General features: G+C 75.4%; 12 protein-coding genes. 7 read left to right on the top strand and 5 right to left on the bottom strand.

All coding sequences use genetic code 11. The features are described 5' to 3' along the window. Positions 1 to 84: 84 nt before the first annotated feature. Positions 85 to 951: a hypothetical protein gene (locus tag O7599_RS32915; RefSeq protein WP_281619252.1), complete on the bottom strand. Its 867-nt coding sequence runs from the start codon at positions 949 to 951 to the stop codon at positions 85 to 87. 70 nt (positions 952 to 1,021) lie between these two features. Between O7599_RS32915 and O7599_RS32910 the strand changes: the two genes are divergently transcribed. The 4 genes from O7599_RS32910 to O7599_RS32895 all read left to right on the top strand — a co-directional run bounded on the left by O7599_RS32910 (position 1,022) and on the right by O7599_RS32895 (position 4,739). Further along, the gene (locus O7599_RS32910; RefSeq protein ID WP_281619251.1) at positions 1,022 to 1,645 is read left to right on the top strand and encodes a helix-turn-helix domain-containing protein; all 624 of its coding nucleotides are present in this window, start codon (positions 1,022 to 1,024) and stop codon (positions 1,643 to 1,645) included. After that, entirely contained in the window at positions 1,642 to 2,934 is a 1,293-nt protein-coding gene (locus tag O7599_RS32905; protein ID WP_281619250.1) for an MFS transporter, read from the top strand. The genes O7599_RS32910 and O7599_RS32905 overlap by 4 nt, the downstream gene beginning before the upstream one ends. 45 nt (positions 2,935 to 2,979) lie before the next feature. Beyond that, on the top strand, positions 2,980 to 3,705 hold the full coding sequence (locus tag O7599_RS32900; protein ID WP_281619249.1) for a class I SAM-dependent methyltransferase: 726 nt from the start codon (positions 2,980 to 2,982) through the stop codon (positions 3,703 to 3,705). Between the two features lie 197 nt (positions 3,706 to 3,902). Further along, positions 3,903 to 4,739 (top strand): helix-turn-helix transcriptional regulator, encoded by an 837-nt coding sequence (locus O7599_RS32895; RefSeq protein WP_281619248.1) that lies wholly within the window; start codon positions 3,903 to 3,905, stop codon positions 4,737 to 4,739. Between the two features lie 23 nt (positions 4,740 to 4,762). Here the strand turns inward: O7599_RS32895 and rox are convergent, their stop codons facing one another. The 3 genes from rox to O7599_RS32880 all read right to left on the bottom strand — a co-directional run bounded on the left by rox (position 4,763) and on the right by O7599_RS32880 (position 8,220). Next, the gene (gene rox / locus O7599_RS32890) at positions 4,763 to 6,217 is read right to left on the bottom strand and encodes a rifampin monooxygenase (RefSeq protein WP_281619247.1); all 1,455 of its coding nucleotides are present in this window, start codon (positions 6,215 to 6,217) and stop codon (positions 4,763 to 4,765) included. A 140-nt stretch (positions 6,218 to 6,357) separates the two neighbouring features. Next, entirely contained in the window at positions 6,358 to 7,380 is a 1,023-nt protein-coding gene (locus O7599_RS32885; RefSeq protein ID WP_281619246.1) for a nitroreductase family protein, read from the bottom strand. A 201-nt stretch (positions 7,381 to 7,581) separates the two neighbouring features. Beyond that, positions 7,582 to 8,220, bottom strand: a complete 639-nt coding sequence (locus tag O7599_RS32880; protein WP_281619245.1) for a TetR/AcrR family transcriptional regulator — start codon at positions 8,218 to 8,220, stop codon at positions 7,582 to 7,584. Between the two features lie 77 nt (positions 8,221 to 8,297). Between O7599_RS32880 and O7599_RS32875 the strand changes: the two genes are divergently transcribed. Further along, entirely contained in the window at positions 8,298 to 9,779 is a 1,482-nt protein-coding gene (locus tag O7599_RS32875) for a cytochrome P450 (protein WP_281619244.1), read from the top strand. Here O7599_RS32875 and O7599_RS32870 read toward each other — a convergent pair. Beyond that, a complete protein-coding gene (locus tag O7599_RS32870) occupies positions 9,768 to 10,859 on the bottom strand; it encodes a DUF6777 domain-containing protein (RefSeq protein WP_281619243.1) in 1,092 nt (363 codons plus the stop codon). The genes O7599_RS32875 and O7599_RS32870 overlap by 12 nt on opposite strands. Before the next feature lie 191 nt (positions 10,860 to 11,050). Here O7599_RS32870 and O7599_RS32865 point away from each other — a divergent pair, with 191 nt between their 5' ends. Then, the gene (locus O7599_RS32865) at positions 11,051 to 11,458 is read left to right on the top strand and encodes a DUF1992 domain-containing protein (protein WP_281619242.1); all 408 of its coding nucleotides are present in this window, start codon (positions 11,051 to 11,053) and stop codon (positions 11,456 to 11,458) included. Positions 11,459 to 11,847: 389 nt separating this feature from the next. Beyond that, entirely contained in the window at positions 11,848 to 13,635 is a 1,788-nt protein-coding gene (locus tag O7599_RS32860; RefSeq protein WP_281619241.1) for a sulfatase-like hydrolase/transferase, read from the top strand. Positions 13,636 to 13,662: the final 27 nt, after the last annotated feature.

Genomic DNA, 13,662 nt, shown 5'->3' with positions numbered 1-13,662 from the left:
ATCTGGTCCCCATCCAGACACCGCCCGCGGACCGGGCGTGACAGCGGACCCGGCGTGACACCGGAGTGCGCTGCCGGGACGCCCTCAGGTGTCCTCTTCCAGACCTTCGAGCTTCGCCGCCGCCCGGTCCGCCGCCCTGCGGGACTCGCGGGTCGCGCGGGCGGTGGCGGTCAGCGTGCGCCGGGCCTGCGTGAGGGCTTCGCGGGCCTGCGTTTCGGCCTTCTCGGCGGACCGGAGCCGGTCGCTCAGCTCGGCGACCCGGGCGGTGGCCTCTTCGAGTCGGGTCTCCGCCTTGTCCCGCTGGGACTCGTCGCGGCGCAGCGCCTTGTCCTGGTCCCGGGCCCGGCGCTCCGCGGCCCTGGACTCCTCGCGGGCCCGGGCCAGCTCTGCCGGGCGGGCCCTGTCGGTGTCCTCGACGACCCTGAGGTGGCGCTTGCGGGCGGGGCGGGACGCGGGTGCACGGGCGGTGGTGGCGGTGCCCGGGAAGCCGGGCCGGGTGGTGAGGGGTTTGGCGAGGTGGCCGGCGGCCCATTCGCGGGCCGCGTCCGGGTCGGCGAGGACGGCGTGGAGGGTGGTCTCGACCTCGTGCTGGACGGCGTCGCCGACCGGCTGGCCGGCCTCGGCGGCGAGCCGGCGGGCCTCGCGGGCGAGTTCGGCGACCAGCGCGTTGCGCTGCCGGGTCAGCTCGCGCAGTTGCTCCCCCGCGAGCCGGTCCTGCGCCTCGCGCAGGCCCTCCCCGAGCCGGCGCAGCGCGTCGACCTGCTCGGGCGCGGAGCGCACCAGCAGGTTGCCGGCCCAGGCGGCGAGCGTCGGTTTGCGCAGGGCGGCGATCTCCTTGGCGAGCGCCCGCTCCCCGGCCGTACGCGCCGCGGCGACGTGCCGCCCGCGGGCGGCGACGAACTCGCCCGGCGACAGCGCGTACAGCTCGTCCGCAACGCTCTCCAGATCCATCCCCGCCATTCTCCTCCCGGTCGGCGCACCCGGCTTCTAAAGAAACCTTTCTAAAGGTACCTTTAGATGCATGCCGGATCGTATCGACCTCACCGATGCCCGCGCTCTGCGCGCGTACGCCCACCCCACCCGGATGGAGCTGGTCGGCCTGCTCCGCCGCCACGGGTCGCTCACCGCCACCCGGGCCGCGGAGCTGACCGGGGAGTCCGTCGCCGGGTGCTCGTACCACCTGCGGATGCTCGCCAAGTACGGGCTCGTGGAGCAGAGCGGCGGCGGCCGGGGGCGGGAGAAGCCGTGGCGGGCCACGGCGCGGACGACGCACTGGGAGGCCGCGTACGACGACCCCGCCGCGACCGAGGCCGTCGGGGACCTGACGATGGCGCAGGTGGAGGCGTACGTGCGGAAGCTGGGCGCCGCGATCGCCGTCCGCCACCGGCTGCCGCGCGCGTGGCAGGCCGCGGAGCACTCGGGGGACTGGAGCCTGTACCTCACGCCGGGGGAGCTGACCAGGCTGACGGAGGACACGGCCCGGCTGCTGTCCCGCTACGACGACCGCTTCGCGGACCCGGCGCGCCGCCCGGAGGGCGCCCGGCTGGTCAGCGTCCTGCGCCTGGCCTTCGTCGACCCGACAGACCCGACAGACCCGGGAGAAGCAGGCGACCCCGCCGCCGAGCCCCCGCAGCGCCCGTCGTGACACGCCACGCCCGCCTGCCCGCGGTTCCGGAACTGCTGCGCGACCGCCCCTTCCGCCGCTACTGGACTGCCCAGAGCGTCTCCCTCCTCGGCGACGAGGTCCACCGCATAGCCCTCCCCCTCGCCGCCGTGCTCCTCCTCGGCGCCGGCGCCACCGACCTGGGCCTCCTCACCGCCGCGGCGCTGCTGCCCGCGCTACTCTTCTCCGTCCCCGCCGGCGCCTGGGCCGACCGCCGGCGCAGCCGCCGCCGGGTGATGATCGCCGCCGACCTCGGCCGGATGGCGGCCGTCGCCTCCGTCCCCGTCGCGTACGCGCTCGACGCGCTGACGCTCACGCACCTGTACGCGGCGGCCTTCGCCGTCGGCACCCTCGGCGCGCTGTTCAACGTCTGCGCCGGCACCGTGTACGTCGCCCTGCTGCCCGTCGAGCGTTACGTCCAGGGCAGCTCGCTGCTCAACGGCAGCCGGGCGCTGGCGTTCACGGCCCGGCCGGGGCTCGGCGGCGCTCTCGTGCAGATGGCCACGGCGCCGTTCGCGCTGCTGCTCGACGCGCTCAGCTATCTCGTCTCGGCGCTCTTCCTCGGCCGGATCTCCCCCGCGGAACCGCCGCCCGCCGTGCAAATGAAGAGCCGGGCGACGACCGGCATCCGGTGGGTCCTGCGGACGCCCGCGATGCGCGCCTGCGTCGCCGCGGTCGCAACGCTCAACTTCTTCAACTTCATCTTCCAGGCGCTGTTCGTGCTCTACGCGACTCGGGAGCTGGGCCTCGGCCCCGGACTCCTCGGCGTCGTGCTCGGAGCCGGCGGCATCGGCGGCCTGGCCGGCGCGGTCCTCGCCGCCCGGGTCGTGGCCCGGTTCGGAGTGGGCCCCGCGATGACCGCGGGGTTCGCCGGCTTCAGCGTGCCGCTCACGCTGATCCCGCTGGCGGACGGGCCGACGCCGCTGGTCGCCGGGATGCTGCTGGCCGCCGAGTTCGCCTCGGCGTTCGGCGTGATGATCCTCGACATCTCGGCCAACTCCTACTTCTCCGCGGCCATCCCCGACGCGCTGCGCTCCCGCGTCCTCGGGGCCCTGCAGACCGTCAACTTCGGCGTCCGCCCGCTCGGCGCGCTCGCGGGTGGGGCGCTGGGCGGCGCGCTCGGGCTGCGGCCGACGCTGTGGGTGGCGACAGCCGGCGCGACACTGGCCGTGCTGTGGCTGCTGCCGTCGCCGGTGCCACGCATCCGGCGGCTGCCCGGCGCGGGGCCCGCCGGGCGGGCCGCGGCGGGCGAACCGTCGGGGGCGGCGTAGCGCCCGGGCAGGCGGTGCGGCCGCCGGCGGCTACGCTGATCGGCGATGTTCAGTCCCGAGGGTCCGACCCTTCTCGAGCTGACCGTGCAGGCGATGTCCTCCACGGAGCGCGGCTACGACCTGCTGGCGCCGAAGTTCGACCGCACGCCGTTCCGCACCCCCGACCGCGTGCTGGACGCGTTCGCCGCCGTCGTCGAGCCACTGGGGCCGTTCGTGCGCGGCCTCGACGTCTGCACCGGTACGGGCGCGGGGGCCGGGGTCTTGCGCCGGCTGGGTGCGGGCGAGGTCGTCGGCGTCGACTTCAGCGCCGGGATGCTCGCCGAGGCGCGTGCCGCGTACGCGGACGCCGGCGCGCCCCCGACCCGCTGGGTTCGGGCGGACACCCTGGCCCTGCCCTTCGCGCCCGCCTTCGACCTCGCGGTGAGCTTCGGGGCCTTCGGCCACTTCCTGCCCGCGGAGCGCCCCGCGCTCTTCGCGCAGGTCTTCCGGTCGCTGCGGCCCGGCGGGTACTTCGCCTTCCCCATCCCCGCGCCGCCGCCGGTGGGATCCCGGGGCTACTGGGCGCTGTGGGGGTTCGACGCCGTGATGCGGGTGCGCAACGCCCTGTGGCGCCCGCGGTTCGTCATGTACTACCGCACGTTCCGCCTGCCGGACGTGCGGGCGGACCTGGAGCGCGCCGGGTTCACCGTGGCGACGGCCGCGCTGGAGGAGCTGGGGCGGCGGCCGGACGGCAGTCCGCGCGCCCGTGCCGTGCTGGCGCGGCGGCCCTGACGTCCGGGGCGGACGGCGCGCGTAACGGCCGCGTACCAGAGGCATATTCGGCTTGAACAATCGCTTTCCCCTGTACACGCCGACGCGTTGGATGCGAGACTGAAGGGCGCGACCTGATCATCCTTGGGAGCCCGATGCACGCGCCAAGCATGTCGGAGACGAACTCTCTGCCTGCCCCTTCCCGAGGCGGCCCCACCGTGCGCCGCATCATCCTCGGCAACCAACTGCGGCGGCTGCGCGAGCAGCGCGGCATCACGTTCCAGGCCGCCGCGCGCACCATCGGCGCCTCGCAGCCCAAGCTGAGCCGTCTGGAGCTGGGCCGGGGCGGCTGCAAGGAGCACGACATCGCCGCCCTGCTGACGCTGTACGGGGTGGAGGACGACGTCGAGCGCGAGCACTACCTCGCGCTGGCCCGCGGCGCCAACACCACGGGCTGGTGGCATCAGTACAGCGATGTGACGCCCGCCTGGATGGAGACTTTCCTCGGCCTCGAAGAGGCCGCCTCGCTGATCCGCTCCTACCAGGCCCAGCGCATCCCGGGGCTGCTGCAGACTGCCGACTACGCCCGGGCGTTCGCGCAGATCGCCTACCCGAACGCGGACGAGGCGGCCATAGAGCGCCACGTCGACCTGCGGCTGCGCCGGCAGCAGATCCTGGGCCACGCCGACCGGCCGGCGCGCTACTGGGTGGTCATCGACGAGGCGGCGCTGCGCCGCCCGCTCGGCGGGCGCCGGGTGATGCGCACGCAGATCAAGCACCTCCTCGGGATCCTGGAGTTGTCGAACATCACGGTCCAGGTGGCCCGGCTGGCCACCGGCCGCTTCGCCGCCGTCGTCAGCCCGCTGACGATCCTGCGCTTCGCGGAGCCGGACCTCCCGGACGTGGCGTACATCGAGCAACTGACCAGCGCCCTCTATCTGGACAAGCGCAACGACGTCGAGCGCTATCTCCTGACCATGGACGGCCTGTGCGCGGCGGCGGAGAAGCAGGAGTCGAGCCAGGAGATGCTGGAGCAGTTGCTCGCCGAGTACTGAACCCGGGGCGTCCGGGCCGGGGTTCAGGCGGCCGGCACGCCGAACCAGCGGCCCAGGTGGTCGCGCAGGTCAGCCGGGTCCTCCCCGGCCCAGGCGACGTGGCCGTCGGGGCGCAGCAGCACCGCGGGCACGTCCAGGCCGTCGCTCGCGTCCCGCGCGTCGCCCGCCTCGACGGTGTCGGCGACGTGGTCGACGCGGTCCGCCCAGCCCGCCGCCGAGAGCCGGCCGGTCTGGTCGAGCAGCAGCCCGCGGCCGGCGCGCGTCAGCTCGTAGAGCCGGCCGTTCCGCTTGAGCCGCAGGTCGCGCAGCCGGCGGCCGAGGAGGTCGTGGCCGGCGCCGAGGTCGTAGCGGACGGCGGTCGCCATGATCTTCTCAATGAGGCGCAGGTTGACCTCCTCGATGTCCATCAGCTCCCCGAGCAGACGGCGCACGGACCGCGGACCCGGCTCGGGGGACATCAGCAGCGTCTGGGCGCGGGTGTTGTCCAGCACGTCCGCGGCCACGGGGTGGCGTTCGGCGTGGTAGGTGTCGAGCAGGCCGGCGGGCGCCCGGCCGGCGATCTCGGCGGCCAGCTTCCAGCCGAGGTTGAAGGCGTCCTGCACACCGAGGTTCAGCCCCTGCCCGCCCACCGGCGGGTGGACGTGCGCCGCGTCGCCGGCGAGCAGGACGCGGCCGGTGCGGTAGCGCTCGGCCTGCCGGGTGGCGTCGCCGAACCGGGAGAGCCACGTCGGCTCGTACGCGCCGAAGTCGGAGCCCGCGACGGCCCGCAGCCGCGCGCGGAGTTCGTCGAGGGTGGGCGGGACGCCGCGGTCGGCGGCCAGGCCCGCGGCGTCCACGATGACGCGGTACGTGCCACCGGGGAAGGGCGCGATGCCGAACCGGAGCCGGGTCCTGCGGATGTCGGCCACGGCGGCCATGATCTCCTCGCGCGGCGCGGTGAGCCGGACGTCGGCGATCAGCGTCTCGACGCGGGCGGGCTCGCCGGGGAAGCCGACGCCGAGGAGCTTGCGTACGGTGCTCTGGCCGCCGTCGCAGCCGACGAGGTAGCGGGCGGTCAGCTCGCCGGCGGCCGTCTGCACGGTCACGCCGTGCTCGTCCTGGCTCAGCCCGGTCAGCGCGGTGCCGCGGCGGATCTCGGTGCCGAGCGCGCGGGCGTACTCGTCGAGCAGCCGCTCGATCTCCGGCTGCGGGATGCCGAGGACGTACCCGTGGGCGGTGCCCAGGTGCTCGGGCACCGGCTTGGTGATGCCGGCGAAGAACCCGCCCAGCGGGTGCCGCGTGCCGTGCGCGAGGAACTTCTCCAGCAGGCCGCGCTGGTCCATCACCTCGATGCTGCGCGCGTGCAGCCCGAGGGCCCGCACGACCGCCGTCGGCTCGGGCTCCTTCTCCAGCACGACCACGCGCACGCCGTGCAGCCGCAGTTCGGCCGCCAGCATCAGCCCGGTCGGGCCGCCGCCGGCGATGATCACGTCGTTCATGAATCCCCATTTCCGCAGGTCCTGGCCTCGGCGGGAGATTCTGCACCGGGCCCCGGGCCTTGCCGCAAGCCCCGGGGTGCGCTATAAGTTGAGAGTGGCAAGGAGCGCAGGGCTCCTTGCCGTTCGTCGTTTCCGGCCCGCTACAGCAGCGGGTTGCCCACGATCTCCAGGACCTCCGACATCGGTCGGCGCGGCGTCGTCGGGCCACGCGGGCCGTAGCCGACGCGCAGCATCATCTGGACCTGGCCGACGTCGGTGAGCGGGTCCCGTACGAGGGCGCGCAGGTCGGACCACTCCAGCGCCTGGCTGGTCAGGGAGGCCACGAGACCGGCGCGGGTGGCCGCGAGCAGCACGCGCTCCAGCGCCTGGCCGGCGCGCAGCCAGTCGGCCGGCCGGTCGTGCGCGGTGCCGAGCAGGGCGATGGTCGGCCGGGCCTCGAAGGCCACGCTGCTCCGTCCCGGCGGGCCGGCATGCCCGGCGCGGCCGGCGCCGCCGGCGAAGTCGCGCACCGGTGCGGCGCCGTCGCGGCGCCGGGGGCCGTAGGCGTAGCCGGGCACGCCCTCGTCGGCGGTGTCCGGCCACGGGTGCGTCCAGCGGGCCAGCTCCTCGGCCCGTTCCGGGGTCTCCGCGTCGCGGAGCTCGGCGTCCCGCACCAGCTCCAGCAGGGAGGCCGCGTGCCAGGCGTCGGGGAAGACCAGGTCCGCCCCCTCGGCCCGCGCCGCCTCGACGAGGTCGGCCAGGTCCTCGGACGGGACCGGCTCGTCCGTAAAGGGCCAGCGGCTGGAGTGGCGGCGGGCGATCTGCGGCTCCAGGCCGGCGAGTGCCGCGTCGGGGTCCGCGTCGGGCGTCGGCTCGGTGAGCCGGACGACGGCGAGCAGCAGGGGGTCGTCCGGGTCGGGGAGCAGCACGGTGCCGGTGCGCCAGCCGGCGGCGGCCGCGGCGGCGCGCAGGTTGCACGTGGCGGCACCGCAGCCGAGGTGCAGGGCGCGCCGGTCCGGGTCGGAGGCCGGCAGGGCGCGCTCCGGGTCGGCGCGGATCTCGACGGTCCGGTGTCCGAGGTGGCAGCGGAAGTGCCACGGCTGCGCGTTGTGCATGGAGGGCGCGGCGGTTGCTGCGTGTACGAGTTCCGCGGCCCCGGTGGCGTCCAGTGCTCGCGCGGCCATACCACCAGCGTACGGCGGCCGCCCGCGCCCTACGAATCGAACAGCGGCCCGCCCCCCCCGGCGACCGCGCGGTGACCGGCGGACACCCACGGTGCACGACCCACGCCGCACGGTCCACGCCGCACGGCCCACGGGCGCACGGCCCACAGGCGCACGGCCCGCGGCGGGGGCGCCCGGCCCCGCGCCTGGGTCCCCCGCGCCTCAGTCTCCCCGCGCACCCGCCAGTGCGCCGAGCAGCGCCCGCGTGCACACCTCCCGTACCTCCGCCCGCGACGGCTCCCCGCGCTCCAGCCAGTCCAGGACCGCCGCCGTGACGAACGCCAGCCACCCGTGCACCGCGAGCCGCAGCGCGGCGGGCGACGGTCCGTCGAGCAGCCCGGCGGCGGCCTGCGCGTCGAGCGCCGCGACGATCCTCCGCTCCTGCTCGGCGAGGAGCTGCTCGTGGATCTCGTGGATCTCCCGGTCCCCGGTGGCCGAGGCGCGGTGGAAGGCGCGCAGGCCGCGCGCGTGCTCCTCCGCGTACCGCAGGTACGCCTCCAGCCCCTGCTGTACCTGCCGGTCGACGGGCGTGGCGGGATCCGGCTCGGTCAGGTGCAGGAGGCGCTCGCCCTCGTGCCGGACGACGGCCGCGTAGAACTGCCGCTTGGTCGGGAAGTAGTGGTAGAGCAGCCCGCGCGAGACGCCGGCGCGCTCGGCGACCTCCTCGATCCACACGTCGTCGAAGGGCCGCTCGGCGAAGAGTTCGGCGCCTATCCGCAGCAACTGCCGGCGCCGCTCCTCGGTGCCCATGCGGGTGCGCGGGCGCCCCGACCGCGTACCACGAGCGCCGGAACGAGCCATCGCGCCACCTTACTTGACACCGGTTCAGCGCTACCGCACGCTGCGTACTGAACCGAGTTCAATAAGGGAGGCGCACGATGGCGAAGCCGTTCTTACGCACCCGTCCCAGCTCCTGGCCGGAGCTGACCCGCATCCCCCACCCGCGCCACCGGGTGCCGGTGCTGGGGGACGTCTTCGGCTTCGACCCGGGCACGCCCATACAGGACTCGCTGCGGATGGCCCGGGAGCTGGGGCCGATCTTCCGGCGCAAGATCTTCGGTCTGGAGATCGTGGTGGTCTCCGGTGCCGACCTGGTCGCCGAGCTGGCGGACGAGTCGCGCTTCACCAAGCGCGTCGTGCTCGCCGTGCACAACCTGCGCGACGTCGCCGGCGACGGCCTGTTCACGGCGCACAGCCACGAGCCCAACTGGCAGCTCGGCCACGACATCCTCGCGCCCGGCTTCACCCGCGAGGCGATGGAGCGCTACCACCCGGTGATGCTCGCGATGGCCCGCCGGCTCACGGCGGCCTGGGACGCGCACGCCGCCGCGGGCACCGCGCCCGACGTGTCCGCGGACATGACGAAGCTGACCCTGGAGACCATCGCGAACACCGGCTTCGGCTACGACTTCGGCTCCTTCGAGCGCACCGAGCAGCACCCCTTCGTCGCCGCCATGGTCCGCGCCCTGCGCCACGCCCAGGGCGGCACCGTGCCCCGGCCGCTCAGCCCCATGAAGAACCGCGGGCCCGGCCGCCGGGGCGCCGCCGACGCCGCGTATCTCGCCTCCGTCGTCGACGAGGTCGTACGGGAGCGCACCGAGCGCCCGGACCCGGGTGCGCAGGACCTGCTCGGGCTGATGCTCCACACCCGGCATCCGCGGACCGGGGAGCGGCTGGCGCCGGAGAACATCCGCCACCAGATCCTCACGTTCCTGGTCGCCGGGCACGAGACGACCTCGGGCGCGCTGTCCTTCGCGCTGTACTACCTCTCCCGCCACCCCGAGGTGACGGCCCGCGCCCGCGCCGAGGTGGACGAGGTGTGGGGAGGGACCGGGGAACCGTCGTACCGGCAGGTGAGCAAGCTGCGCTACGTGCGCCGGGTGCTGGACGAGTCGCTGCGGATGTGGCCCACGGCGCCCGCGTTCACCCGCGCCGCACGCACGGACACGGTGCTGGGCGGCGTCCACCCGATGCGCGCGGGCGCGTGGGCCCTGGTGCTGATCCCCGCCCTGCACCGGGACCCGGCGGTGTGGGGCGCGGACGCCGACCGCTTCGATCCGGACCGGTTCCTGCCGGAGCGGGTACGGGCCCGGCCGGGGCACGTGTTCAAGCCCTTCGGGACCGGCGAGCGGGCGTGCATCGGACGGCAGTTCGCGCTGCACGAGGCGACGCTCGTGCTGGGTCTGCTGCTGCGCCGGTACGAGCTGCGCGGCGACCCCGGCTACCGGCTGGAGATAGCCGAGCGGCTGACGCTGATGCCGCGCGGGTTCACGCTGGCGCCGGTGCGCCGCGGGCCCGCCGCGCCCGGCACGGCCCCGGGTCCTGCGGCGGCGGAGGAGGCGGCGGGTTCACCGGGCTGACGCGGTGCTCCTCGCCGACTCGCCCGCGGAGACGCGCTCGTGGTCCGGGTCCTCGGCGCCGCCCGGCAGCGGCGGGGCGGTACTCGGCTGCCCGGACTCGGTGCCGGGTCCGTCGGACGGGCCCGTGGTGGTCGGCCCGGGGCTGCCGGTGGGCTCGGTGGTCGGGCTCGGCGACGCCCCGCCGCCCGGCGCCGGCGGTGCGAAGTGGTCCCGCGGCGCCTCGGGCAGCTTCCGGTCCTCGCCGGGTCGCGCGCCGACCGGCCGCTCGAACCACAGGTCCGTGGTGATGTCCACGATGACGAGCTTCGACAGCGCCCGGTCCGCCGGCGTGACCACGACGGTCCGCGACGGCCGGTAACCGCGCCAGGCCGTGCCGCCGTAGCGGCCGTCGCCGCTCAGCTTCTCGGGCTCCGTCAGCGGGCTGCCGCTCGCGCACCGCACCCGCGGTACGCCCGTGTCGTCGACCAGCACCGCGGTGCCGGCCTGCAGCACCGCCTGGAACGGGCTCGCCTCGCCGCCCGCGAAGCCGTGGCCGGTCAGGCGGGTGTCGGCGCGCAGCAGCACGCAGGTCAGCTCGCGCAGATAGCCCGGCAGGTCACCCTCGTCGACCCGCAGGGTCCGCGCGAACGCCGCCTGCTTGTCGGCGTCGCGGCCGAGGAACGCGATCTGCTTGTCGACGTCGCAGCTCGCGACGTTCCGTACGCCGCCGTAGAGACCGGCCTGTCCGCCCGGCACCGACTGGTGCCTGCCCGGCTCCGCCGGCGGGGTGCTGTCGGGCGGCGCGGCGGTGGGCGAGGGCGACGGGTCGGCGCCGTCGGGTGTCGCGGTGCTCGGGGTGAACGGGTCGTGCTCCCGGTCGGCGACGGGCTGCAGCACCAGCTCCGCGGCCGGGTCGGCGGCGGCCGCGCGGCTTCCCTGCCCCGGTGCGGCGCAGGACGCCGCGGCGACGGACAGGGCCAGGGCGACGGCCGCGGTGCCGGCGAGGTGCGCGGAGCGCGGCAGCCGCGGCGCGGGGCGCACGGCGCGCGGAACACGGCGCGGCGGCAGCGGTGCACGGCGCGCGGAACGCAGACGGGACACGAGGGTCTCCCTATCGGGGCCGGATGGACACCTTCCGAGCCCATTGTCTGAATTGTTACCAAGGTGTGTGCAAGCTGAGAGCCGCCATCGGCGTGACACCACCCGCGCGCCGCGGCCCACGCCGCCGGCGTTACCGTTGACGTGGGCGAACGGCCGATCGGCGACCGCCGCGAGCGGAGGGAGCAGCGCACGTGACCGAACGCAAACCGCCGGGTGTGAGCTTCGAGTCCTGGATCGACCGGCAGATCCGCGAGGCGGCGGAGCGCGGCGAGTTCGACGATCTCCCCGGTAAGGGCAAGCCGCTCGCGGACCTCGACCGGCCGTACGACGAGCTGTGGTGGGTCAAGGCGAAGATGGCGCGCGAGCAGTTGTCCGCGCTGCCGCCCTCCCTCGCCGTACGCAGGGAGGCCGAGGCCGCGCTCGCCGCCGTGACCAGGGCGCGCAGCGAGAAGGAGGTGCGCGAGATCGTGGCGGAGGTCAACGAGAAGATCCTCGCGGCGCACCGCGCGCCCGCCGTCGGACCGCCGCTGAAGCTGGCTCCGCTGGACGCCGACACTCTGGTACGCGAGTGGCGTGAGGGGCGCGAGGGACGCAAGTAGCGGGTACGGGGCGACCGGAGTCGCGCCTTCCGCCGGGCCCCAACGCGCGCGGGAGCGTCGATCGTTGGTGGTAGGGTCCCCCTCGAAACGTCAAGCCGTACGCAAGCGCACGGGGTAGACGCAGTCCCGGGGGGAACTGATCCGTAGGTCACCCCTGCGCGGCCGAACGCGCCGTCCCGACCAGACGGCACGCCAGGAGGGCGCCCGGCCCGTACCCGGGTACGGGCGCCGTCGCACCGCTTCCGGCCCGGAGTCCGCCACGGCGGATCCGGCTGCCGGACCGGCTCACCCCCGGCGGGTGACGCGGCCCCGGAACACTGCGTACCGGCCCGCCACCGCCTCCGGACGGCGCTGCTCATCGGCACCAGTCGTCCGAGAGGGGGAGCCGGTTGACGACCCGACGGCAGTTCCTCGCGGCCTCGGCCGCCGGCCTCGGCGCCGCGGCGCTGACCCCCGCCCCGCTCGCCGCCGCGCCGGGCAGCCCGCGCGGCGACCGCCCCAACATCGTCCTGATCGTCGCCGACGACCTCGGCTACGGCGAACTCGGCTCGTACGGCCAGCAGCTCATCCGCACCCCCCACCTGGACCGCCTCGCCGCCGACGGCCTGCGGTTCACCGCGGCGTACGCCTCCGCGCCGGTCTGCGCGCCGTCGCGTGCCTCGCTGCTGACGGGCCTGCACAGCGGCCGGGCCCGGGTCCGGGAGAACCCGATGCGCGGCATCCAGCCCTCCATCGGCGACGGCGACACCACCGTCGCCGAGCTGCTGCGGGCCCGCGGCTACCGCACGGCGTGCATCGGCAAGTGGGGCTTCGGCCCCGAGGAGCCGGACCAGCACAGCCACCCCAACTACCGCGGGTTCGAGGAGTTCTACGGGTACCTGACCCACCGGCACGCCCACTCCTACTTCCCGCAGTACCTGTGGCACAACGGCCGCCGCGTGCCGCTCGCCGGCAACGGGGACGGCGGGCGCGGCACGTATGCGCCCGAGCAGTTCTCCACGCGCGCCCTGGACTTCATCCGCAGCCACGCCGAGGAGCCCTTCTTCCTCTACCTCTCCCCCAACGTGCCGCACGCCCCGAGCACCGTGCCGGACACCGGCGAGTACAGCGACACCGACTGGAAGCCGGAGGACAAGGGGCACGCCGCGCAGGTCGCGAACTTCGACCGGATGGTCGGCCAGGTGATCGAGGAGCTGTACGCGCAGCGCGTCGCCGAGGACACCGTGGTCATCGTCACCAGCGACAACGGCCGGCACGAGGAGGGCGGCGTGACGCCGGCGCTCTTCCAGCGCGACCGGCCGCTGCGCGGCTACAAGCGGAACCTGTACGAGGGCGGCATCCGGGTGCCGCTCATCGCCTGGTCCCCGTACCGCATCCGGCGGGGCGTCGTGGACCGGCCGACACCCCACATAGACCTGCTGCCCACCCTCGCCGAGCTGGGCGGCGCCCCCGCGCCCCGGGACGTCGACGGGCTGTCGCTCGCGCCGCTGCTCACCGGCACCGGGCCGGCGCCCCGGCACGAGTTCCTGTACTGGTACCGCAACGAGCGGGCGTCGACGCCGCTGGCCCGCGCCGCCGACCACGACCGGATCGGCCGGATCTCGGAGGCGGTGCGCGCCGGCGACTGGAAGGCGGTGCGCTTCGCGCCCGGCAAGGACCGCAGGGTGCCGGACGAGCGCTGGCAGGTGGAGCTGTACAACCTGGCGGACGATCCCGCCGAGTCCGTCGACCGCGCCGCGGACCGCCCGGACATCGCCGCCCGGCTGGTGCACGTCATGCGGCGGGAGTGGCACGACTCGTACGACCGCGAGCCCTTCGGCGTACGCATCGGCGCCCCGCCCTACGCCGAGCCGGGCCGCGTGCTGACGGTCACCGCCACCCTGCGCAACGGCTCCGGCAGCCTGTGGACCGAGCCGCGGGTGCAGTTGCAGGTCCCCCAGGGCTGGAAGGTGCGCGCCGCGACCCGCCGGCCGCGCGGCCGGCTGGCGCCCGGCACGGAGGTGGTCACCCGCTGGCGGGTCACGCCGCCGAAGGGCGCGCCCGCGGGCCGCTGGGAGCTGCGCGCGCGGGCCGTCGCGCGGTGCGAGGGCGGGCCGCTGACGTACCGTGCGCGCCTGGCGATACTCACGCCGCCGGCGGAGGGCGGCTACTTCGGCGACCTGCCCTGGGTGACCTGAGGGGCCCGCGGGCCGGCGCCGTACGGA

Source organism: Streptomyces sp. WMMC500 (assembly GCF_027497195.1).
Taxonomy (GTDB): Bacteria; Actinomycetota; Actinomycetes; order Streptomycetales; family Streptomycetaceae; genus Streptomyces.
This window is presented reverse-complemented; position numbering and strand designations above follow the sequence as displayed.

Excerpts from the sequence above, each read along its gene's own strand:
- O7599_RS32915 (WP_281619252.1), bottom strand. The coding sequence starts at position 951 with ATGGATCTGGAGAGCGTTGCGGACGAGCTGTACGCGCTGTCGCCGGGC.
- O7599_RS32910 (WP_281619251.1), top strand. The coding sequence starts at position 1,022 with ATGCCGGATCGTATCGACCTCACCGATGCCCGCGCTCTGCGCGCGTAC.
- O7599_RS32900 (WP_281619249.1), top strand. The coding sequence starts at position 2,980 with ATGTTCAGTCCCGAGGGTCCGACCCTTCTCGAGCTGACCGTGCAGGCG.
- rox (WP_281619247.1), bottom strand. The coding sequence starts at position 6,217 with ATGAACGACGTGATCATCGCCGGCGGCGGCCCGACCGGGCTGATGCTG.
- O7599_RS32885 (WP_281619246.1), bottom strand. The coding sequence starts at position 7,380 with ATGGCCGCGCGAGCACTGGACGCCACCGGGGCCGCGGAACTCGTACAC.
- O7599_RS32880 (WP_281619245.1), bottom strand. The coding sequence starts at position 8,220 with ATGGCTCGTTCCGGCGCTCGTGGTACGCGGTCGGGGCGCCCGCGCACC.
- O7599_RS32875 (WP_281619244.1), top strand. The coding sequence starts at position 8,298 with ATGGCGAAGCCGTTCTTACGCACCCGTCCCAGCTCCTGGCCGGAGCTG.